The organism is Ignavibacteria bacterium, assembly GCA_013177855.1.
Lineage (GTDB): Bacteria > Bacteroidota > Ignavibacteria > Ch128b > Ch128b > Ch128b.
This window is the reverse complement of sequence record JABLYA010000001.1, coordinates 2,007,074-2,029,914: the sequence shown is the minus strand read 5'-3', so window position 1 is coordinate 2,029,914 and position 22,841 is coordinate 2,007,074. Positions and strand designations below refer to the sequence as shown.

General features: G+C 32.5%; 21 protein-coding genes. 5 read left to right on the top strand and 16 right to left on the bottom strand.

Going from position 1 to position 22,841, the window contains the following annotated elements; genetic code table 11:
* Positions 1-68: 68 nt before the first annotated feature.
* The 5 genes from HPY57_08525 to HPY57_08505 are packed head-to-tail and all read right to left on the bottom strand — an operon-like array spanning position 69 to position 5,108.
* On the bottom strand, positions 69-1,238 hold the full coding sequence (locus tag HPY57_08525; GenBank protein NPV11819.1) for a hypothetical protein: 1,170 nt from the start codon (positions 1,236-1,238) through the stop codon (positions 69-71).
* On the bottom strand, positions 1,222-1,908 hold the full coding sequence (locus HPY57_08520; protein ID NPV11818.1) for an ABC transporter ATP-binding protein: 687 nt from the start codon (positions 1,906-1,908) through the stop codon (positions 1,222-1,224). Before HPY57_08520 ends, HPY57_08525 begins: the two co-directional genes overlap by 17 nt.
* 15 nt (positions 1,909-1,923) lie before the next feature.
* A complete protein-coding gene (locus tag HPY57_08515; protein NPV11817.1) occupies positions 1,924-3,138 on the bottom strand; it encodes an ABC transporter permease in 1,215 nt (404 codons plus the stop codon).
* Positions 3,139-4,359, bottom strand: coding sequence for an ABC transporter permease (locus HPY57_08510; protein ID NPV11816.1), 1,221 nt, complete (start codon positions 4,357-4,359; stop codon positions 3,139-3,141).
* Entirely contained in the window at positions 4,356-5,108 is a 753-nt protein-coding gene (locus tag HPY57_08505; protein NPV11815.1) for an outer membrane lipoprotein-sorting protein, read from the bottom strand. The genes HPY57_08510 and HPY57_08505 overlap by 4 nt, the downstream gene beginning before the upstream one ends.
* 189 nt (positions 5,109-5,297) lie before the next feature.
* Between HPY57_08505 and HPY57_08500 the strand changes: the two genes are divergently transcribed.
* From HPY57_08500 to HPY57_08485, 4 genes are all read left to right on the top strand, one after another.
* Positions 5,298-5,843, top strand: a complete 546-nt coding sequence (locus tag HPY57_08500) for a hypothetical protein (GenBank protein ID NPV11814.1) — start codon at positions 5,298-5,300, stop codon at positions 5,841-5,843.
* Between the two features lie 9 nt (positions 5,844-5,852).
* Positions 5,853-8,066, top strand: a complete 2,214-nt coding sequence (locus HPY57_08495; protein NPV11813.1) for a T9SS type A sorting domain-containing protein — start codon at positions 5,853-5,855, stop codon at positions 8,064-8,066.
* Between the two features lie 103 nt (positions 8,067-8,169).
* A complete protein-coding gene (locus HPY57_08490; protein NPV11812.1) occupies positions 8,170-9,024 on the top strand; it encodes a sugar ABC transporter permease in 855 nt (284 codons plus the stop codon).
* A complete protein-coding gene (locus HPY57_08485) occupies positions 9,021-9,836 on the top strand; it encodes a carbohydrate ABC transporter permease (GenBank protein NPV11811.1) in 816 nt (271 codons plus the stop codon). Before HPY57_08490 ends, HPY57_08485 begins: the two co-directional genes overlap by 4 nt.
* Before the next feature lie 393 nt (positions 9,837-10,229).
* On the opposite strand, the gene HPY57_08480 is transcribed toward HPY57_08485, so the two are convergent.
* The 6 genes from HPY57_08480 to HPY57_08455 all read right to left on the bottom strand — a co-directional run bounded on the left by HPY57_08480 (position 10,230) and on the right by HPY57_08455 (position 16,972).
* Positions 10,230-11,528, bottom strand: coding sequence for a GHKL domain-containing protein (locus HPY57_08480; protein ID NPV11810.1), 1,299 nt, complete (start codon positions 11,526-11,528; stop codon positions 10,230-10,232).
* A gap of 130 nt (positions 11,529-11,658) precedes the next feature.
* Positions 11,659-12,330: a response regulator transcription factor gene (locus HPY57_08475; GenBank protein ID NPV11809.1), complete on the bottom strand. Its 672-nt coding sequence runs from the start codon at positions 12,328-12,330 to the stop codon at positions 11,659-11,661.
* 152 nt (positions 12,331-12,482) lie between these two features.
* Positions 12,483-12,818: a hypothetical protein gene (locus HPY57_08470; GenBank protein ID NPV11808.1), complete on the bottom strand. Its 336-nt coding sequence runs from the start codon at positions 12,816-12,818 to the stop codon at positions 12,483-12,485.
* Between the two features lie 195 nt (positions 12,819-13,013).
* Positions 13,014-14,321 carry a family 10 glycosylhydrolase gene (locus tag HPY57_08465; protein NPV11807.1) on the bottom strand — a complete coding sequence of 436 codons (1,308 nt, stop codon included), beginning with the start codon at positions 14,319-14,321 and terminating at the stop codon, positions 13,014-13,016.
* Between the two features lie 205 nt (positions 14,322-14,526).
* Positions 14,527-16,554 carry a S9 family peptidase gene (locus HPY57_08460; protein ID NPV11806.1) on the bottom strand — a complete coding sequence of 676 codons (2,028 nt, stop codon included), beginning with the start codon at positions 16,552-16,554 and terminating at the stop codon, positions 14,527-14,529.
* Between the two features lie 16 nt (positions 16,555-16,570).
* Positions 16,571-16,972 carry a DUF1761 domain-containing protein gene (locus HPY57_08455; protein ID NPV11805.1) on the bottom strand — a complete coding sequence of 134 codons (402 nt, stop codon included), beginning with the start codon at positions 16,970-16,972 and terminating at the stop codon, positions 16,571-16,573.
* A 51-nt stretch (positions 16,973-17,023) separates the two neighbouring features.
* On the opposite strand from HPY57_08455, the gene HPY57_08450 reads away from it, so the two are divergent.
* Entirely contained in the window at positions 17,024-17,326 is a 303-nt protein-coding gene (locus HPY57_08450) for a hypothetical protein (GenBank protein ID NPV11804.1), read from the top strand.
* A 411-nt stretch (positions 17,327-17,737) separates the two neighbouring features.
* Here HPY57_08450 and HPY57_08445 read toward each other — a convergent pair whose 3' ends face one another.
* From HPY57_08445 to HPY57_08425, 5 genes are all read right to left on the bottom strand, one after another.
* Positions 17,738-18,262 (bottom strand): archaemetzincin family Zn-dependent metalloprotease, encoded by a 525-nt coding sequence (locus tag HPY57_08445; protein NPV11803.1) that lies wholly within the window; start codon positions 18,260-18,262, stop codon positions 17,738-17,740.
* A gap of 3 nt (positions 18,263-18,265) precedes the next feature.
* Positions 18,266-19,609 carry a sigma-54-dependent Fis family transcriptional regulator gene (locus HPY57_08440; GenBank protein NPV11802.1) on the bottom strand — a complete coding sequence of 448 codons (1,344 nt, stop codon included), beginning with the start codon at positions 19,607-19,609 and terminating at the stop codon, positions 18,266-18,268.
* Positions 19,610-19,618: 9 nt separating this feature from the next.
* Complete coding sequence (locus HPY57_08435; protein NPV11801.1) at positions 19,619-21,280, bottom strand: HAMP domain-containing protein; 1,662 nt, start codon at positions 21,278-21,280, stop codon at positions 19,619-19,621.
* A 341-nt stretch (positions 21,281-21,621) separates the two neighbouring features.
* Complete coding sequence (locus HPY57_08430) at positions 21,622-22,137, bottom strand: cytochrome C554 (GenBank protein ID NPV11800.1); 516 nt, start codon at positions 22,135-22,137, stop codon at positions 21,622-21,624.
* Positions 22,138-22,149: 12 nt separating this feature from the next.
* On the bottom strand, positions 22,150-22,839 hold the full coding sequence (locus tag HPY57_08425) for a hypothetical protein (GenBank protein ID NPV11799.1): 690 nt from the start codon (positions 22,837-22,839) through the stop codon (positions 22,150-22,152).
* Between the last annotated feature and the right edge of the window lie 2 nt (positions 22,840-22,841).

Sequence of the window (22,841 nt, the reverse complement as noted above, 5' to 3'; positions counted from 1 at the left end):
AAAATAATCTAAATGAATTGAGCAGGTAAGTCATAGAATAGGAAGTGAAAAATAATTGTGTTGAAAAATTAAAATGAATATTTCAATCGAGAAAAAAACATAAAGCCAGTCGGTGAATATTCAGCAAAGTCTCTTCCATTAAAGTATAATGACACAACTGAAAGGTCAAGATTTTCTAAAAGTGAATATGAAAAAGTTGGAAGTAAGACGAATGATTGGTCATAGGGATTATGAAGTGCAATCAGATCAATTCGAGATAGTGCAGATAAATTATAACCGGCTTGATAAAATAAATTTAATTTTGATGGTGATAGAAGTCCAATTTTCAAAGCATCGAGGGCATAAATTCCGATGCTTTTTGTTTTTCCAATGTTATTGTAAAGAAGTTCAGAATGAATGTAGAAAGAATTTTCAAATGTATAATCTAAGGAGAGAACAAAGCTAAGCTGCTTTTTCTTTTCATCTGAAAACGAATTTGGAAAATCAAATTTCATTTTATCTGGTGAATCCGTTAAAAAAATTTCACCACGAAAACCAGCACCTGAGATATCGCCTGACCAGCTAAACCCAGCAAAATATCTTTGTAAGTGATAACCAAACATTACATAAAAATCGTATTCATATTTATTCAGAAACAATTGCAATGCAATTGAAGAATTATTCTTTTCTTCTGAAAGTTTGGCTGCCATATCAACTTTAGAAGTAGTTGATGGAAAAAATTGAAATCTTAATGCATCAACAGCTGGTCTTTCTTCATAGTCAAAATCCAAAATCGAAAGCGGATTAAAAATATCAGTAATATTCCAGACCCAGCTTGTTCCCCAGGCAATCCTCTGTCTTCCAAGACTGATTTGAAAATTTTTAAGGTTCCAATCCAGCCAAAAACGATCAACTTCAATAAAATTGATTGAATTTTTCTTCTTCCATAAATAATCATCAAGATCGAAATAATATTCTTTTCGAGTAAATCCATCAACCATCGCTGGATATTTTTCGATTGATTTGCCGATGAGAATTTTATCTCTTACTCCAGCTGAAACTGTGAATTCATCATTAAAATAATATTTGAGATTCAAACGAGAATGAATTGTATGATCAATCAGGTTTTCATCAATCCCTTTGAACTTACTTAAACTGAAGAGATATTTCGAATAACCGCCAATTTCCAGTTCTTGTGCAAAAGTCAAATGTGATATAAAGGTTATGAAAAAAATCAGAAAATTAATTTTGCCGGACATCTGATTTTATCTTTCCATCTTCAAGAGTGATAACTCGTTTGACTCTTCTAATAACTTTGTTATCGTGAGTTGCAAAGATAAAAGTCATTTGAAGTTTTTGATTTAATTCTTCCATTATGTTCAGAAGCCCTTCAGCTGCAGTTGAATCAAGATTTGCGGTAGGTTCATCTGCTAACACGAATGAGGGATGAGATGCGATTGCACGAGCTACTGCGACTCGTTGTTGCTGCCCGCCGCTAAGTTCATAAGGTCGAGCATCTAATTTATCACCAAGTCCAACAGCATTTAATAATTCGATTGTTCTTTTTTCTCTTTCTTCTTTTGGCACACCCTGCAGCAGCATAATGAATTCGACATTTTCTTTTGCAGTCAAAACAGGAATGAGATTAAAAGACTGAAAAACAAATCCAATGTTTCGTAATCTGAAATCAATTAATTCATCTGGTTTAAATCTGGATATATCAATATCATTGATAAAAACTTTACCGCTCGTTGGAGAATCAAGTCCGCCTATCATATTGAGCAAAGTTGTTTTACCTGAACCCGAAGGGCCAACAATTGCCGTAAATTCCCCTTTCTCAATTTCGAGGTTGATATCTTTCAATGCTTGAACTGATACTTTTGTTGTATCGTAAACCTTGTTCAGATCAATAATTTTAATCAGAGCCATTCTATCTCCAAAAGTTTACATATAAGTTCTAATTGCTTCCGCTGGTTTTAATCTTATTGCTTTGAGAGCTGGAGAAATTGAAGCAATAACTGCTGTGATCATCATCATTACAAACAAAGAGATATACATATGAAAAGGTAATGCGGGATAAAGAATTGCTGACATACCATAAGCTGCCATTCCCTCAGCGAAAATTGAAAGATCAATTCCATTCTTCGAGAGAAGTTCAATTGATATGAAACCAAGTAATGTTCCTATCAAACCACCACTAAAAAGTAAAAAGATTGATTCAAGAATGATTAACAAGAACAATCTGAGCCTTTTCATTCCAATTGCCATCAATACTCCAAATTCTCTTATTCTTTCAAAGACAGACATCATCATCGTATTGGAAATTCCGAAGAGGAGCGCGAATAAAATAATTCCCATAAAAATGTTTAATTCCATATAAAGAAATCCAGAAGTTAAACTTAGTTCTGGTGCAAGTTCCTTCCAGGTTTCAACTTTTAAGTTATTGACTCTGGACTTAATAAGGTTTGCAGTACTGTCAATTAACTCAGCTGATATTACACGAATTGCAAACTCATGAATTGGTGGTGAAGTCCCTAAAATTGGCAATAAATCATTTCGCTTGATAAAAACGTTTGTTTCATCGAAAATTTTTGATTCAGTTTTGAAAATTCCCACCACTCGAAATGCAGAGGCGATGAGATTATTATCAAGTCCCTGAAATGATAAAACAACTTTTGAGTTTAATTTAAGCTTGAGCCGCTCAGCTAATTTTTGGCCAACTAAAATTTCGTAATCATTTTTTGAAAAATATTCTCCTTCAATCAATTTCTGATAAATTGAAGTGATCTGTTTCTCCTCTTCTGGTTCGATAGCGATAATTTTAACTCCGCTAACTGAATTTGGCGAGGAAGCCATTCCTTCTAAAATTGTACGTGATGAATAAGCTTTAATGAGGGAATTGCTTTTCAAAATTCTTTCAACATCATCAGGATTTGAAATAAACTGAGTAATTAATTTTTCATCTCTAAAATTAGGATGATGAATTTGAATGTGTGATAGTTCACGATTAATTGCAGCTTCAATAGTAGTCTCCCACATTCCAACAAAAATTCCATTTGAGAGAACACCGCCCCAAATTCCAAACAAAGCTGAAAGAATTATGATCAAACTTCTTTTTTTATTTCGCCAGATATTTTTCCACGCAAGTTTAGCTAACATTCACAATCTCATAGCCTCAACTGGTTTTAATTTTCTAATAAAATTCAATGGATAAATTGAACTCAATAATGCAATAAAAAATACAATGAAAGCCTGAGCGACAAATATTCCTGGATCAATGCTTAATGGCAGGATAGGCTCAACTCCAAATTTTAAACTTATTTCTTCAAGTTCACCAGTAAATCTGATTGGATTATTATGGAAATAATAGACAACAGGTATAGAGAACAAAACACCCAAAAGTCCGCCAATCAAAGCAATAGAAACAGACTCTATTGTGGTAATCAAAATTAGTTTAGATTTTTTCACTCCAATGGAAATTAAGATGCCGAATTCTTTCGTTCTTTCTGCGGTCATCATCATAACAGTCCCTAAAATTCCAAAGGCAATCACAAGGTAAAGAATTAAAAGCATAATCATTCCACTTACGCTGTCAAGTTGAATACCCTGAACAAGTTCGGGCATCATATCTTCCCATCGCATAATTTCAGATTCATTGTTTGCAAGTTTTTTCAATTCAATTTCAACTTCATCAATCTTTTTAGGATTATTCAGCATCACAGATATGGTGGTAATTTTATTTTCCATTGAAAACAAATTCTGACCAAATCTAATCGGCAAGTAAACAAAAGAATTATTCAAATCGGGCAAAGCAAACTTTACAATCCCAATGATTGGAGAGATAACTGCAGCGGTTATTCCATAAATCCCCTGCCCGTATAAAATTACACTGTCACCAGTTTGCACATTAAGCAATCGAGCAAGTCCTTCGGAGATAAGAATTCCTTCATCGTAATCATTCAAATAACGACCCGCGACCAATTTTTCTTTGAGCCTGGTCATTTGATTTTCTTTTTCAGGATCAATTCCAATTACAGAAGCAACCTTCGTAATATTATTCGAAGAAATAAGCATAAAATTTTCTAATCTGGGAACTGCAATTTCCACAAACTTTGTCTTTTCAATTTTATTGATAAACTCTTCATTAGCCTCAATTGATTTTTCTAAGGTTCTTTCTTCCCAGTAACCTTTGCCATGAATTTGAAGGTAGCCTGTGTACAATCTAACAGCACTATCAATCATGTAGTCGTAGCTTCCGTGCTGCAATGATCTTGTAAAGATGGCAAGTAAAATTGCAAAGAAGATTGAAGATGCGGCGATAATGGTTCGTCTTTTATTTCGCCAGATATTTCGCCAGGCAAGTTTTAAATATAATTTCATCTTACACGAGTCATATTTTGCTGTGAGAAGAAAGATTCTTTGATGTTGATATTAAACTCGATTTTCTGATATTCAATTATTGTTTTATTACCTGGTTTATCAAGTGGAATCATTTCCCATCTGGTTGGGATTGTTCTGCCACCCACTTTTTTGATTTCACTGCCATTAAAATTTTTAATCAATTTTCCATCTTCGTCATAAAATTCTGATTTTAATTGCATAAACCCATTTTTAGAAATGTATGAGATTACTTTGCTCCAGACGATTCCAGCATTTGGTTTTGGAATTGATTCAATTTTATAGCAATCATATTCTCCAATTTTCTCACTGCCAATTAAATTGTGAGTATAATCATCTTTATATGAAGAAGATCTAACTAAATCATCATTGGTAAAATCAGAACCCATCCACGATTGATTCATCATTGAAGGCGGTATTTTAATTATTTTTTGAACGGATGGTAGATAATTCCATATTTCATTTTTTCTCTTTAAGGTCACGGTTCCCTTGTCTCTTGCTGGTTCGGTGATGTAAATCATTGCATAGTCAGGTTCGAGTGCCCACACTTTCATACCGAGTTTTCTTTGCCAGTTAGGTTTCACAATTGTCATTGTCATCTCGACATAACTGCTCTTTGCATAAAGTAAATCCTGAGCTTTATTGACAATTTCAAGGGCTGATTGTGGGAATAAAAATTTAGTCTGAAGAAAAAAGATCACAAGTGGAAGGATTAGTTTGAAAGTTTTCATATTATTTCAAAATTTTTCATAACAAAAATAAAATTAAGCTTTATCATAAAGAAACTTATTTTCAAAAAAGTTTTGTTTTCAGAAAAAATTCCAGAACTTTTAGGATTAATAAAAATAGATTTTTTCTAATTGTTTATTTATAATAAAAAACAAAAACACATAATTAAAACTAATAATGAGGTGATCAATATGAAAAGATACATCTTTTTAATTTTCATGAGCCTGGTCTTTTTGTCAGTCCATCAAATAAAGGCACTGACAGTTGAATATATCGGACTAGAAAGAATGACCAAAGAATCCCAAATAATTGTTTACGGAAAAGTTCTATCATCCTACTCAGTCTGGGAGGATAAGTCAATCTATACTTACACAACAATTGAGATTAAGGAGTTAATCAAAGGTGATTACAGATCACAAAAAATTGTTGTAAAACAATTGGGTGGAACTGTTGGTTACATTTCCCAGGTGGTTGACGGAACACCAAAACTTGAGATCGGGAAGGAAGTTGTTCTTTTCCTGCGAGATTGGAAAGGAGCGTACTGGATTCATTCAATTGTTCTTGGTCATTTCCAGGTTTACGAAGAGAATGGTAAAAAATTCGCAGTGAATAGTTTGAATAATGTTGGTCTTGTTGATCCAGCAACAAAACGATTGATAACTGATGTATCGAGACTTGAGAATCGTTTTGAGTTAAATACATTTATTCAGTCAGTAAAAAATTTAGCTCAGAAGTAGGAGGGTGAGATGAAAAAGTATATTTTATCAACTGTACTTGCTTTAAGCCTTTTCGGATTTCTGGGATTTTGTTTAATCACTAATTCAAATGGGGATTATAGAATTTACTTCCCAAATAGATTACCATTTGTATATCAATTACATACATCAACACCAGCAGAATTTATTCCAGCAATCGAAGCAGGAGCCAATGAATGGACAAACATTGAAGCCTGTTACTTTGTCTTTCAGAGAGGTGCAAATACAAATGTCTCTCAAGTAGCTAACGATGGAGTTAACTTAGTTTATTTTGATATGCAGGGTGTTAATTTTAGCGATCCTAATGTAATTGCATTCTCTTCAACATTTACAACGAATGTCGGTGGCTATCAAGCCGTAGGTTCTGATTTGATCTGGAATGGCCGTGATTTTACACCCGGCATCAACGGTGAACCAAACAAGATGGATTTAAGATCTGTAATTACTCATGAGTTTGGACATCATCTTGGATTAAATCACGCAGGTCAACCCCCATCACCAACATCAGGTTCTAACGGATGCGGACCATTGAATCAGAATGCTGTTATGTGGTATGCATATTCTCGAGGTGATACCTCGAAACGGCATCTTACACTTGATGATGCAATGGGCGCAATTTCGCTATATCCAGTATGGGTATTGCAGGGGACTATATTAGACGCTTCAACAAGTTTACCGCTTGTTGGTGCAAAGGTTAAGTTAATTGGAACTTACGGTTCGACAATTGGGAAAGTCGAACAACCTTATACAAATCGATGGAGTAAACCAGGGGTTCCTGTAAATGAATTGGTTATTGATTCAACTGGTCAATATGTAACAGCTGTAATGCATCAGAACTTTAAAGTTAAGGTTGAAAAATTTGGTTACTATCCCGATTCGGCAGTAATTAACTTTAATCCACCGGGAGGAATTGGTTCAACTGAAGTATTGAACTTCGACGCAATGCTTAGTCAAAAACCTCAGGTTACTTTTAATGGAACTCTGATAAATCAGAATACAAATCAGGGAGTACAAGGTACGATTAAATTAGAAAGTGTTTTAGATAATGTAAATGTTGGGAGCTACACCACTTCTTCTGATGGTAATTTCGCATTCAATGTCTTCGGTGAAGAATATTACAAGATGACAATTAGCTTAGATCCACCATTTCAAAAAACGATTGTAATTGACAGCATTTATATTGGCGGATCTGGATTAACTACTAATTTCTTGCTCAAACCGACATCAATCTTTGTTGTTTTGAATGATTCTGTTACGACTAACAAAAACAAATACATCAATTCTCTTGAAAGATTGGGAGTAGCTTACTCAAGCTGGGATGTTCAGGCAAAAGGTGGATTACCCTCGAATGATTTGATTAATTCATTTTCAAAACCGTTAACATTTTTATGGGTTGCTGGTGGTGCTTCATCATCAAATCTTTCGCAGCAAGAAAGAAATCTTTTAATCCAGCAGCTTGAATCTGGAAGTAAATTAATTTTAGCTGGAAAAAATATTGCGGAATTTTCCGACACAACTGATGAACTTTTAACGAAATATATTGGAGTAAAATTTGTTACAAATAATTCTGCATTCAGTGCACGGGGTTTTGCAGGTGATTATATTGGAAATGGTTTAAGTATTCCAATGGCTGGTTCAGGTAAAGATCAACTTGAATTAACAGAAAACGCTTATGGTAAAACATTTAAAGTATACTATTATGGAACTGGAACAGCTGATACTGTAAAAATTGGTGCAGTCAGAAGTGAGAATTCACTTAAAAAATGGAAAACGGTTTTCTTTGGAATTGGATTGGAAATGGTAAGTGATGCAAATTGCGATACTCTTTTAATTAGATCTTTAAGATATTGCGCAGACACAAACTTTGTAACAAAAGTGGAAGATGTATATTCAATTTCAAATTTACCTGTTAGATATTTCTTGCATCAAAATTATCCTAATCCATTCAATCCTAACACAATAATTAGATTTGATTTGCCGGCAAGATCACAGGTTGAAGTTTCAATTTATGATGTTAATGGAAAGCTCGTAAAGAAATTGATTAATGATCAGAAGGAAGCTGGATATCATTCAATCGAATGGAATGGAACTGATACTTTTGGCAAGAAAGTCAGTTCGGGAATTTACTTCTATCGTATTAGTGCAAAGAACTTAAAAACTGGTTCTGAATTTGTTGAAACGAAAAAGATGGTCTTGCTGAAATAATAGTTCTATTCCCCTAATAAAAAGGATCATTCAGAGCTTTTCTCTGGGTGATCCTTTTTCTTTTTAATATTAATTTCTTCTTTTCTTTCATTATTATAGCATTATGAAACTCGCATCAAAAAGTTCACTTGTTCTATTTTTGCTCCCCACTTTTGTTTTTATTTTCCTTTTTTCATCACTACCGACTTTATTAGCATTTTCAATCAGCCTGTTCAAAATTAACTTTTTCGGAAAATCTGAATTTGTAGGATTAAAAAATTTTCTAAGACTCTTTTACGATAAATATTTCTACTCTGCACTAATCAATTCATTTATTTATTTACTGGTCACTCCTGTTCTTGCACTTATATCACTTACTCTTGCTGTATTAATTAAGGATTTACAAAGAGGACAAAACTTTTTTAAGACGATTTATTTTTTGCCTGTTGTAACGCCAGTCATTATCTCAGGAATTATGTGGCGGTATATTTTTAATGAGGATTCTGGATTTTTAAACTATGTAATTTCTTCATTCTTCAATACCAAAGTTAACTGGTTGACTTCTTATCCGGAAAATATTTTTAGTATAATGATATTAACTATCTGGAGAGGATTCGGTTATTACTTAATTATTTTCTTTGCAGGATTAATGTCAATTTCTAAAGACATCGAAGAAGCAGCAATTTTAGACGGAGCTGGGTTCTTCAGAAGGATGTTTTTCATCGTTTTACCACAATTAAAACCAACTCTAACTCTCGTTTTTGTTTTATCCGGTTCTGCGGCAATAAAACTCTTCACTGAAATTTACATTTTGATTCCTGGTGCACCGCTCAGTCACAAAACAATGGTTTATTACCTCTATCATCAAGCTTTTGAAAGATTTGATTTAAGTTACGGCTCAACTATTGGAATAGTTGTATTTGTCATCACACTCGGATTTTCTTATCTAAATCTAAAACTAATAGAAAGAGAAAGATGAAATTTTTCAAAGCTGCGCTCACATATACCATATTAATTTTATTTATTTTCATTTCGGTCTTTCCTTTTCTATGGTTAGTTTCAACTTCATTTAAAGGTTCTGAAGAAATTTTCATAATTCCCCCAAAATTAATTCCCCAAAAATTTACGCTAAATAATTTTAAAGAGATATGGACAGCCATTCCTTTTGGAAGATATTACATAAACTCATTTATTGTCACACTTTTTGTTGTTATAGGAAATCTCTTCTTAGGTTCTTTAACTGGATTTATTCTTGCCAGATTTAATTTCAGATTTAAAAAAATTTTAATGTTTATCGTGATTGTTTCTTTAATAATTCCGCAAGAGATGATTTTAATTCCAAATTATTTAATTCTTCTAAACTTAAGATTGATTGACTCACTTGTGGGAATAATTCTTCCTTCACTTGTTAGTGGTTTTTCAATTTTTATGATGCGGCAGGCTTTTATTTCCATACCGAATGAATTTATTGACGCTGCAATTGTTGATGGCTGCAGTCTTTTCAAAGTTTACTGGAAAATTTTATTACCGATGGCAAAGCCTACATTAATTTCTTTAGCATTGCTTGTCTTCATATCAACATGGAGCGATTTTCTTTTTCCATTAATAATCTTAAGGTCTCAAGAAAATTACACTCTTCAAGTTGGATTAAGTTATATGACCGGTACTTTTGTTGATAATTTCAGATTAATTGCAAGTGGTTCACTTCTGGCAATGCTTCCATCTATTTTGCTAACTGTATTTTTAAGCAAGTATTTTGAAAAAGGAATTTTTGAAGGTGGAATCAAATAAAAGATTTTTAAACTTAATTGCAGTTTATCTGATTATAATATTCTGTTATGATTTTAAAGCTATAAATTATCATGTACCTTTAATCATTTTTTTTAATGCCGCAGGTCAAATGTGCAATTGGAATCGAAACATCTCTAAAAACTTTTTGCAAAACCTTCTCAATATATCTATTTAAAAAAGACTTTATGTTTTTTGAGTTTTTTCTCGTTTACTGTTAATTACAGGACCTGACTCTTTGATTTTTATTTTCGTACTCTCAATTTCACATTTATCGATTGAAATAAATCGTCATATTCAAATACAGCCTAAGGAGAACTCAATTTTAAACTAATGATTAGAATCGATTTAACTAAAGTAGTGTGACTCGATGCAATGCTCAATCAAAATCATAGGTTACATTATAATCGAAACTATAAAATAACCTTCCTTTTCGCTCTTTAAATTGATTGAAAATTTATGAAGATCAACAATTTGCTTTACAATGGATAAACCAAGACCAATCCCGCCAAGTCCTCTATTTCTTGACGATTCAACACGATAAAACCTTTCAAATAGATGCGGGAGAACATCTTCCGGGATGTGTTCGCTCTGATTAATAATCTCAAATCTTACTTTGTTTTCTGGAGTTTTTTTGCAGTTAATCACAATTTCGGTCTCTGGATAAGAATATTTAATTGCATTATCAAGTAGATTAATAAATAATTGTTTTAATAATTCACCATCAGCGTTTATAAACAAGTCATCATTAGTGTCTAAATTATATTTAACTTTTATTTTCTTTTCTCTTAGTAGAAAAGAAAAATCGTTTACGACGCGGTTTAGCAAATTCGTTAGATCAATTGGAGAAATATTAAGATTAATAATTGAGTTATCAAGCTTTGTGATCAAGAATAATCGATCGATGATATTTATCAATCTCATAGTTTCTTCATAACTGCTTTTAATTATTTCAAGGTACTCTTCATTCGACTTCGTTGATTTTAAAGCAAGTTCTAATTCTCCACGAAGGATTGTTAGCGGAGTCTTAAGTTCATGTGATGCGCTCACGGTGAAATAATTCATATACTCAATTGAGCTTTTTATTCTTTTCAACATATTATTAAGAGTTCTGACTAACCTTCCATATTCATCGGAAGCATCTTCACCTTCGAGATAAGCATTCAGATTATATGCGTCTATTTCTTCAGTACGATTAATTATTTTATCAATTCTAGCTAAAGCCCTAAAAGAAAGAAATGCACCCACAACAAATGAGATTATCAATGAAAATGGAAAAATTAAAATGTAAAGCTGCAACAAATTATTTAGTGTAGAATATATCAAATCAAGTGGATACGCAACTGTAATGTTATATTCTTTCTTTTTGAAATTAACAACTCTTATAAGGTAATCGGAAAGGTTTGGATCATTATAATCAAAAAGCTCAAGTCCTTCCTTTTGATCTTTAAAATTGAAAGTTGTCGATACAAGATTTGCCGTTTTAAAAACTATTTTGTCTTTAACCTTAATCTGTACAAAAGTATTTTTAGGATTATATGCTAATGCTTCGAAAATTAAGTCATAAACTAACTCATCAGGTGATGCATAAATTGAATCTGCTTCAAAGTCAGCTAAATTTATATCGCTTTTTTGGACAAAATTATAAATTGTTTCAGCTTGCTTTATTAATGAATGGTCGAGTTCTTTTCTCATCGAATTGTTCACATATATATAAATGATTGCACCCAAAATAATTTCAAAAAACAAAAGTATTATGGAATACCAGAGAGTTGTTTGAAACCTAGTGCTTCGGAAATAGTCCTTAATTTTTTGCTGTAATGATTTAATCATCTTTTAGTATATAACCCGCGCCGCGAATTGTGTGTATTAGTTGTTTATCAAATCCTTTATCAATTTTGTTTCGAAGTTTATTAATGTAAACATCAATTAAATTTGTTTCCGGATCAAAATTATATTCATAAATATGTTCTATTAACTTTGTCCTTGTCACGATACGATTTTTATTTCTTAATAGATATTCGAGGATAGAAAATTCTTTTGAAGTTAATTGAATTTCTTTATTCCCTCTAAAAACTTTTCGAGATTGTAAATCCATCTTTAAATCATCAGCTTTTAGTAAGATAGATTTTTCTGTTGAATATCTTCTTAGAAGTGCTCTTATTCTTGCAAGTAACTCATCGAAAGAAAATGGTTTAGCCAAATAATCGTCCGCGCCAGAATCGAGACCGGTTACTTTATCTTGAACTGATCCTTTCGCTGTTAAAATTAACACAGGTACCGAAAGCTTTGCATCGCGTATCTCTTTTAAAATATTGATTCCATCTTTATAGGGAAGCATTAAATCTAAAATTATCAAATCATACTCTTCAGAAAGGGCAAGTTTACTGCCTTCTTTTCCATCATACGCAACATCAACAGTATAATATTCTTCTTCAAGTCCTTTTTTAATAAATGAAGCAACTTTCTTTTCGTCTTCAACAAGAAGTATTCTCATTCTATAAGGTAAATATTTTGAATTTCAACTAATATTTAAGGATTTAAATCTGGTTAAAATTAGTGAATTTTTTTTAAGAAAAGATTGTCATTCCAGAAAACCTGGAATGACAATCTTCGAATTAATAGGAGGCACTCATTTTCTGAAAAAGATTATTTCTTAGGATTGGTTGAAGATTCTTTAGTTCCTGATTTAACTTTTGTTTTCTCCATCTTCTTAACTTCGGGAGCCTTTTCTTTCTCAGCCTTTTTCATTTCTTCCTTTTGGGTGGCTTCAGTTTCGGTTTTCTTAACTTCAGCTTTCTTTGTGGCTGTGGCTTTTTCCTCAACAGTTACTTTGGATTGAGCTGGAACTTTACTTACCTCTTTTTTAACCTCAGTCTTTGGTGCTTTAACTTGTTTTTGGCCCTCTTGCTGAGCAAGGACGACAGAGTTTAACGAAAATGCAATCACTAAGATTGCTGCGAGAATTGAGATGTGTTTTAACATTTTTGAGTCTCCTCATTTTGTTTTTGGTTTTTGTTAATGAACATTCATTTAATTCAACTAACTACACCACTAAAATAGATTTGCAAGATTAAAATAGAATTAAATTAAGATTAAAAATTTTTAATCTTTGAGGAGCCAAAATGAAGTGTAAATTAAAAAGTGTGAAAGTTCTATATCGATAAAATTTACTCTTAATCAGTTTTTCATCGCATTCTCTAAGATATTCCACCAGCCATAATTTACAATATGCACCAAATCAAAAATCATCAGTCCATCAGTTTTATTGAGACACATTTTAATTGCTCGTTTGAATTGTTCAGGGTGATTTTTGTATTGTTCAACATAAAGTCCACCGATTACGGGCACAACATTCATAATTACTTTTTTCGCAATCTCAGCTGAACCTTCTACTGAATACCAGAAATCTTTTGTCTTCCCCATCCCTGCTTCATTTCTCTTAATGAGTTCTTCATTCAACTTTTCAACTTCCTCTTTTGTAACTTCAAAGAAATAACATCCGGTTGTATAAATATCCAGAAGTTCAGCATAGCCATAATTTTTATAATCAGCAGTAGCCCAATCAAATTCTTTTGAAGGATCATATTTTTTGCTTGCCCAGTTTACACCAACTTCATAATAAACTGGATACCATGCTCCAGTGTAAACTCCAAATTTCATTTCGGGATTTATTTGTTTTACGACTTCTCTTGCTTTAGTCATAAAATTATAGATTACAGATGCTCTCCATTCAAGCCATTTTTTATAAAGTTTTCCTTCAACACGAAATTTTTCACCTTTTTCGTTTTTAGACCATCTATAAATATCGTCAGGGTAATTCTCGATTTTTTGATTTATGTATTTCTCAAACTGTTCTTTTGAGAGATCGCTGAAGTCTGCTTCAATTCCATCGTAACGAACTCGATCTAAAATAATTCCATCAAATTGAGGATACTTTGTGACTAACTCTGAAATGATTTTCAACTCATGCTCTTGAACTTCTGGATGAACTGGATTTGTCATTGCTGAATATTTATGCTTTAATTGAGTGATTGGAATAAAACCAGAATCAGTGTAATTAATTGATTGCCAGTGCGACTTATCCTGATAGACAAGCCCGCGATCAAAAAAATTATGTCCAGCCACAAAAACATTAATTGATGCATAAACATTTAATCCAAGTTTCTTCGCTTCAGAAATAAAATAGGCTGGAAAATCAAATTGACTATTACGATAGAAACCATTCCACTCATTCATTTGCAGAGCAAATTCTGATTGATATAAAACTTCACCTGTGATTGGTTTTAAATCAAGCACAACATCAGTGAATCCCGTTTCCTTTGCTTTCTTTAAATAAAATTGAATTGAATCTGGGTAACTCAACCTTTCAAAATTTGCAGTCGCATCAAACCATAGAAGTTTGGGTTTATCAGATGAATGAACTTCTAAAATTGTTATAAAAAGAATCAAAACGATGATAATTGAATTTCTCATAATCTTTACCATTCAAAACTTTCATTTCAATCTAAAATGGGAAACAATTTGAATTCACCATTCTCGAACTTTGATTTTTGGTCTTTTAGGGAATAATGAAGACCTAAAAAAGACATTTAAAAAATTAATTTTCATTCTGAGTCTGCTTCAACTAAAGACTTTTTTTACCAACTAAAAAATCAAATATCTTTTGAAAATAATTTGAACATTTACCAAATCACTTCAACCATTTTTCAAACCAATTGAAAATTTCCGTCATCCATAATTTGAAGTTTTGCGGTTTTGCAACAAAGTGTGTTTCATCCGGGAAATAAACAAATCTGGACGGAACACCAAGTCTCTGCAATGATGTAAACAACTCAAAGGCTTGTGATTCTGGTACGCGAAAATCATAAGCTCCATGAGTAACAAGCATTGGCGTTTTTATTTTATCAACATACATATGCGGCGAATATTTCTGATATAGCTTTCTATTAGTCCATGGCGTTCCTTTAAATTCCCACTCAGGGAACCATAATTCTTCAGTTGTTCCATACATACTTTCTGTGTTGAAAACTCCAGCGTGAGTGACAATTGCTTTGAAGCGGTTTGTTTGAGTGGCAATCCAGTTCATCATATAACCGCCATAGGATGCTCCAGCAGCAACTGTTTTTTCCGGATCAATGAATTTGAAATTCTTAATTGCATAGTCATAGGCATTCATTAAATCCTTATAAACTTTTCCGCCCCAATCGCCGCTTATTTCATCAGTAAATTTTTGACCATAACCCGTACTTCCTCTCGGATTTGGCATCACAACAACATAACCGCGTGATGCATATAGTTCTGGATTCCATCTGTAATGCCATAAATCTTCCCAGGCACCCTGAGGACCACCATGAACTAAAAACACCATCGGATATTTTTTGTTTGGATCAAAAAATGGAGGCTTAATCATTAAACTATGCACCATCACACCATCAGCGCCTTTTGACCAGAATTCTTCAAGAGGCATCATTTCGATTTGAGATAATAATTCATCATTTAATTTAGTGAGCTGGGTTAATTGCTTTTTCTTTAAATCAAATTTGAAAATATCAACTGGTCGAGTAACAGAGCTTTGATTGAAGACTAAGAAACTGCCATCGCTTGAAAGATTTAAATCGGTATTCCAATGTTTATCGTAAAGTGTTGTAATTTTCTTTGTAGAAATATCGAGGTGATAAATAACTCTTCTGCCCTGATTATCAGCCGTGAAAATTATTTCCTTTGAATTGGGAAGCCATAAAACTTCTTCAACTGAACGATCAAAATTTTCAGTGAGATTTGTAATTGTATTTTTCTCACGATCATAAAGCATTAATGTTTGTCTGTCAGCTTCAAATCCTGGTCTTGCCATCTGTCTATATGCAATAAATTTTCCGTTTGGAGAATAAACTGGTTGATTATCATTTCCTCTGTTTGTTGTTATTTTTCGTTTCACCTTACCATCAAGGGTTGAGATCCACAAATCGTTATTAGTTGAAATTGCCAACATCTTATCTGTATTGGTTACATAACAAATTTCTTTTCCATCTGGTGAAAACACATAGTCAAGTTTTCCACCAAGCGCGATTGGCGGACAATCGTATTGACTGCCTTCAGTGATATCTTTTATTTCTTTAGTCTGTAGATCAAGCAAGAAGAGATGACTTCGTTTTTCATCTCTCCAGGAATCCCAGTGACGATACATTAATTCCGTAATTATTCTGGCTTTAACTTTACTTTTCTCTTTTGCCTCTTCTTTTTCTTTGTTACAATCATCATTAAGACAATCTGGATAGACTTCAGAAACAAAAAGTATTTTTTTGCCATCAATTGAAACAACTGGACCAGTTGCTCCTGTTGAAAGATTTGTTAATTGTTCTGGCTCTGATTGAGTTTCAACATTCATTTTGAAAATCTGTGGTGTACCAGTTTTCATCGAGACAAATGCTAGAGTTTTTGAGTCAGGAAACCATACAGGTGAACTTTCTGAATATGGTGAGTTTGTTAGATTTTTTTGTTCACCAGTTTTTAAATCAAGAATCCAGATATCACTTGTCCCTTTATTCTCTTCCATACTGAATGATGTCACAACAAAAGCAATGTAACGGTCATCAGGCGATAATGTCGTTTGTGAAATTCTTTTAATCTTAAACATATCATCAATTTCTAACGCCCGCTTGCTTTGAGCAAAAATTAAATTAATAGAAATGATTAAGTAAAAAATGATAAACTTTCGCATTATTAATCTCCTGTTTTTATTTCCAGACTGCAAGTATTCCTGCTGAAATTGAAATCGCAATTAAACGATAGGTGATTTGAATTAAATAGAGATTGAAATTTCTTTTTTCAAAAGTAACCGTTGAAAGATGAGTCATTGCAACAAATCCAATCCAGAGTATAATTCCAATTTGAAATCCTCTCCAGAAATCGGCGGCACCAACAAAAAGGATAACGGCAGCAAGAACATAGTTAGTTACTAAAATTGCAATAAACTCATAAATAAATGTAAGACCAACTCCACCTTTTTTTAGTTCTTCTTCGGTCTTGTTTATATTTTTCATAAACAGATTAGCAAATAAAAGTTTTGAATACCATAATCCGCCTAAAATGAAAGTGAAGATTGAACATACAAGAACTGCAAGTAAATTTATTTCCATTTTTAAACTCCTTTTTTTCTAAAATAAAGAATTGAGTGGATTATAGTGTAAATGATTCTTCAAACGCAGAGACGCAAAGAACACAAGGTTTCGCAAAGATCATTTGATTTAGTTTTTGAAAAAAATTTATCCCCAAAAAGTCTAATCCTGAAAGGAAGAAATTATTATAGAAATGAAGAAGCAATAAATAGATTAAAATCCCGAAGGGATGAAATTATTATAGAAATGAAAATGCAACAAAAAAAATTAAAATCCCGAAGGGATGACATTATTGAAAAAGTAAAGTCAAAAATTCTTTCAAACGCAAAGACGGAAAGAACGCAAAGTTTCGCAAAGATTAGTTTTTTAGTTTAGAAAGAAATTTTATTTATCACTCAAAAAAAATCCTGAAAGGATGAAATTATTATAGAAATGAAAATGCAACCAAAAAATTAAAATTCCGAAGGGATGAAATTTTTGAAGAATTAAAGTCTAAAATTCTTTCAAACGCAAAGACGCAGAGAACGCAAAGGTTCGCAAAGATTAGATATGTTAATTTTGGAAAGAAGTTATATCTATCACTCAAAAAATCCTGAAAGGATGAAATTATTATAGAAATGAAAATGCAACAAAAAAAATAAAATCCCGAAGGGATGAAATTATTATAGGAATGAAAATACAACCAAAAAATTAAAATTTCGAAGGGATGATATTATTGAAGAATGAATGTTGAAAATGAATTAAAACGCGAAGATACAAAGAACGCAAAGCTTCGGGATGATCCACTCAAAAGAGATTAAGTTTTTCCAAACATTTATTACAAAAGTTTTCAGACTTTATATCGATTTCATCAACATTTGACGAAGAATGCATTACGCATTCGAAATTGAAGCAGTGACGCAAACCATAGGTATGCCCAAGTTCGTGATTTATTTCTTTTATCAATCTTGATATAAACAGCTCATCATTAGGTGGTAAACCATAGAATTCAGGATAGAGTCTGTGTGCTGATACAATAGCCGCTTTTCCATTTAATTGAGCCTCACCAAAAACAAATGTCAAGACTGGAACATAAAGGTCGAAGTCGGTAATCATTAAAATCTTCTTAAATTCTGAATAATTTAAGAGTGCATACTCAATTAACTTTGTCGAATAATATTGATCACGTTCTTCTGAATAAAATTTTCTTAAATCAATATCCGGGATAATTGTTCTTGAATTTAAGTTGAAATGTTGTTTAAGGTTATTTGTAATTTTATCGTAAAGTGAGACAGCATTAAAATTTAATAAAATTAGAGCGGCTTGATCCATAAATTAATTTTTCTGTAAGCCATACTTTTTGATTTTATTGTACAGGGTTACTCGATCAATGTTTAATGCTTGAGCCGCTTTTGAGATATTCCAGTCATATTTACTCAGCACTCTCTGGATGTGTTTTTTCTCTACCTCTTCAAGGGAATCACTCTCAAACGAATTAACTTTTTCTAAGTGGAAAGGCAAATCGGAAGGTTTTATTTCAGGTGGTTTTCCAACTACCATTGCTCTTTCAATTGCGTTTTCAAGTTCACGAACATTTCCAGGCCAGGAATGATTCAAAAGTATTTCCATCGCTTCATCTGAAATTTTCAAGATTGGTTTATTCATCTGTCGGGCAAATTTCTGAACAAAATAATTTGCAAGGACAGGTATATCACTTCTTCTCTCCCTGAGCGGCGGGACATAAATTGTAAAAACATTCAAACGGTAATACAAATCCTCTCTAAATTTTCCTTCTTCAACAAGTCTTTCAAGATTTTCGTTTGTTGCAGAGATTAATCGGAAATCTACTTTTACAATCTCAGTTCCACCAACACGAGTGAATTGTTTTGTTTCAAGTACACGAAGTAATTCTACCTGCATTTTTTGAGAGACACTTCCGACTTCATCCAGAAAAAGTGTCCCACCGTTTGCCATTTCAATTTTACCTTTTCTGCGGTATTGAGCACCTGTAAAAGCTCCCTTCTCGTGTCCAAAAAGTTCGCTTTCAAGAAGTGTCTCTGTAAATGCACCGCAATTAACCGGAATTATGGGATAATACCTCCTTGGTGAATTCATATGAATTGCACGAGCAATTAATTCTTTCCCTGTTCCGCTTTCTCCTCGAATCATAACAGTTGTATCCTGTGGTGCAACAATTTTTATCAATTCGAAAACTTTTTTCATCTCGGGACTTTCACCAATCAATCCTTCAAAACTGAACATTTCATCAATGCTTGCTTTAAGTGCAACATTCTCCTCTTTCAACTTTTTTTGTTTGATTGCATTTTTTATCAGGTGCGATAGTTCATCTGGATCAATTGGTTTGGTTACATAATCAAAAGCGCCATTCTTCAAAGCTTGAACTGCAGAAGGTACTGAAGCATAGGCAGTGATAATTATTACAATGCAATCGGGATCAATTTCTTTAACTTTTTCAAGCAGTTCCAATCCACTCATCTTTGGCATCTTAATATCGACCAGCATAATATCATACTTGCCTGGATGAAGATCTTTCAACACATCGAACGCATCGGCAGCAGAGCTTACCTGATAACCATCTTCTTCAAACCAGTGAGTGAGAGATTCTCTGACAATTTGTTCATCATCAACAATTAAAATTTTTACATCTGAATTATTCATAATTTTACCTCATCCCATTTCTGCAACTGCTTTTTTAGGAAAAATGAGAGTAACTGTAGTGCCTTTATTAACCTCACTTTGAATTTCAATTTTTCCGTTGTGTTGTTTAACAATACCATAGACAACTGATAATCCGAGACCAGTTCCTTTTCCACCCGGTTTTGTCGAAAAAAATGGTTCAAAAATTTTATCTAGATTTTCTTTGGGGATTCCAACTCCTGTATCAGTAATTTGAATGAATACCAAGCTTCCATCACAAGTAACTTTTACTGTTAATGTTCCACCCTCCGGCATTGCTTCAATAGCATTAATTAAAATTGCCAGGATTGCTTGCTGTATTTGATTTTTATCACATTCGAATTCAAGATAATTGCAGCAAAAGTCTTTTATCAGATGAATGTTATTAAGCTGGAGGTGATGATTTATAAGCATTAAACCTCTTTCAATAATGTTAATCAGATCATTTTGAGCGACTTTAGTTTCACCTGATCTCGAAAAGAGAAGCAGGTTTTTAACAATATTCCCGCATCTTTCTGATTCAGCTGCAATTAATTCTAAATACTGAATAATTTTTTTCTTTTCTTCGTCCGTTACATTGTTGTTTAGTTTTTTTATAATCAGTTTCGAATAAGTTAAAATTCCTTCGAGCGGGTTATTTAGTTCGTGAGCAACCGTGGCGGAAAGTTTTCCGAGCGATGCAATTCTTTCAATTTGATTAACATGATTATAAATTTCTTTGAGCTGATGAGTTTTCTCTTTTACTTTGATATTAAGATTTTCATTCAAAGCTTTAATCTCTTCGAGAGCTTTCTTTAAATTTTCAGCCATATAGTTGAAATCTTTTGACAATTCACCAAGCTCATCATTCGATTTTAAATTTATTCGGAAGTTGTAATTACCTTTAGCAAGTTCTTTTGTGCCTCTTATTAAATTTTTAACTCTTAAATGAACCATTAACCAGATAAAAATTCCACTAAAAATGGAAACAATCATTGTAATTAAAATAGAATAAAAGATAAGGCTGCTTTTATTTTTTTGAATGATTTTATCAACTGAGTTCAGGGACATTTGAACATCGATCACACCAAGAATTCTTTGCTGTTCATTGTGGGCGTGACAGGAACTATTCCAGCAATCAGGTTCATTTTCGATAGGAATAATTAATCCAATGATTCTTTCGCCTTTTTCGTTTTGAAATATTCTTATTCTTTCATCGGTTGTAATGTAAAGTTTGGGATTATTGATAGAATGACAGGGCGAGCATTCTTCTGAATTCATATCAACTTTTCGATTAATCAAAGTATCAATGTGTGCAAAAGAGACAATTCCGAGTTTATTGTAGATTTTTATTCCAGCGACTTCCTCTTCATTCCCTATTGTTTTGATTATTTGATACACATCTTCTCTTCGGTTTAAAAGCATTGAGTATCTTGTCGAGCGTTTTATAATATCACCAGTTCGTATGATATTTTTCTCTACTATTTCAAAAATCTGCTTTTTGTTTTGATCGATGAGAATTACAGTTGTAATAAAAAAGATTATAATGAATAAAAAGATAAGGCTTATAAATAACTTAAAAGCTAAGGTCTTGCAGAAACAAGTTTTCCTTGAATTTTCTGACTTGCCCTGAGATGAATTCACCTGTTCGAAATTATTTTTTTCTTCCATCACATTTTCCTCTCCTCACTGTAAACTTAAAGAGAATGGGAAGAAGTTACAATTAACAATTAATAACTATTTTATCGGAGATAGGATTTATTCAGTCTGATTTATTAATTCTATTCTGAATTTATTTTTTTTCTACTTTTATTACTGAACTTAAATTCAACTTTTTATCTGCGGGAATTTTAATTAAAGGTTCTCTCGATACAGTCACCTAACCCTTAAATAAAAAACCTCTCGGATAAACTTCTAATTAAAATTAAATCTCTAAAGAACTGTATCGAGAAAACCATAATATTTTAAAGAAATTAATCAACTAATTTGAAACTAAGCTTACATTCAAAAAATTTTTAGTGTTTAACTTTTTCCCAGTCTTTTTTGTAATTAAATCCAGCGAAGGTTGGACTTTCAGGGTTATGACATTTTTTACAAATCTTTTCGTCGTCAGTACCTATTACTAAACCGAGTTTTTTACCTTCTTCAGTTTTTTCTTTTCCGTGTTTGTTCTTGTAAGCAGAGCCTGGTCCGTGACAGGCTTCACAGGTTACGCCATCTTCTTTTTTATTTGTAGACATTGTCTGTTCACCAGGGAAATAACCTGTTGCATGACATTTTAAACATTCTGGTGCTTCAGTTGGATCAGATTTTAAGTTCATCTTCTTTGCAATGTCTTTTGATTTTTGTGTTTCGAGTGTTTTGTAAGCTTGAGCATGTTTTGTCTTCAACCAGTTCTCGTAAACCATCTTTCCCTTCTCGCCTTTATGACAGGCCATACAGGTTTTTACACCAACATATTTATTCTGAGCAAAGAGATTGTAAGAAGAACATATAATTATTGAGAGTGCTAATATCAGAAGTTTTTTCATAACAGTTTCTCCCTATATTTTTTTGTTGAATAATAGTTTTAAAAGTTGAATAAAATCCTGATTGGACAATGTTTTTAAGTAATCCATTTTTAAATCGCCACCATCAGGAAGCGTAGAAATTCCATCACCAGAAATTGTAAATCTTTTTAATAAGAATTCACGAGCCAGAAGATTATCCTGATAAACTAAATCTTTGTAATCATTAAAATCATAAATTTTGCCTTCAATTTTATCGTCATCGCTTTCAACCTTTATAAGTTCAATTGAAAAAGGATCAGCTTCAAAAAACAAAGATGGATTATCTTTAATCGATTCATTAATCCATAAAACTGAACCATTGACCGGTGAGTGAAACCCAATTGCACCAAATGATCCAATAATCCATAGAATAGTCTTACCAGAAAAAAGTCTTGAATTTAGTAAAGGCAAGTGAATCGAACAGCCAGAATTAAAAAATTTCTGAGCAAAGTTATCAAGCCCGAAAGTGAAAACATTGCCATTCTTATAAAACCATAAATGATTTGGTGTAATTTTTATTTCGCTGATATCCCTTTTGTTTTTTATTGAATCTGAGATAAAGCGGTTTCCTCTTTCAGCCTTAATTGATTTATCAAATGGACAGTTCTCGCAGTCAAAATTCCTATCGCATAGTTTGTACTCGACATAACCACATTCCATCCAGATACATTTTTGAGAAATCATTT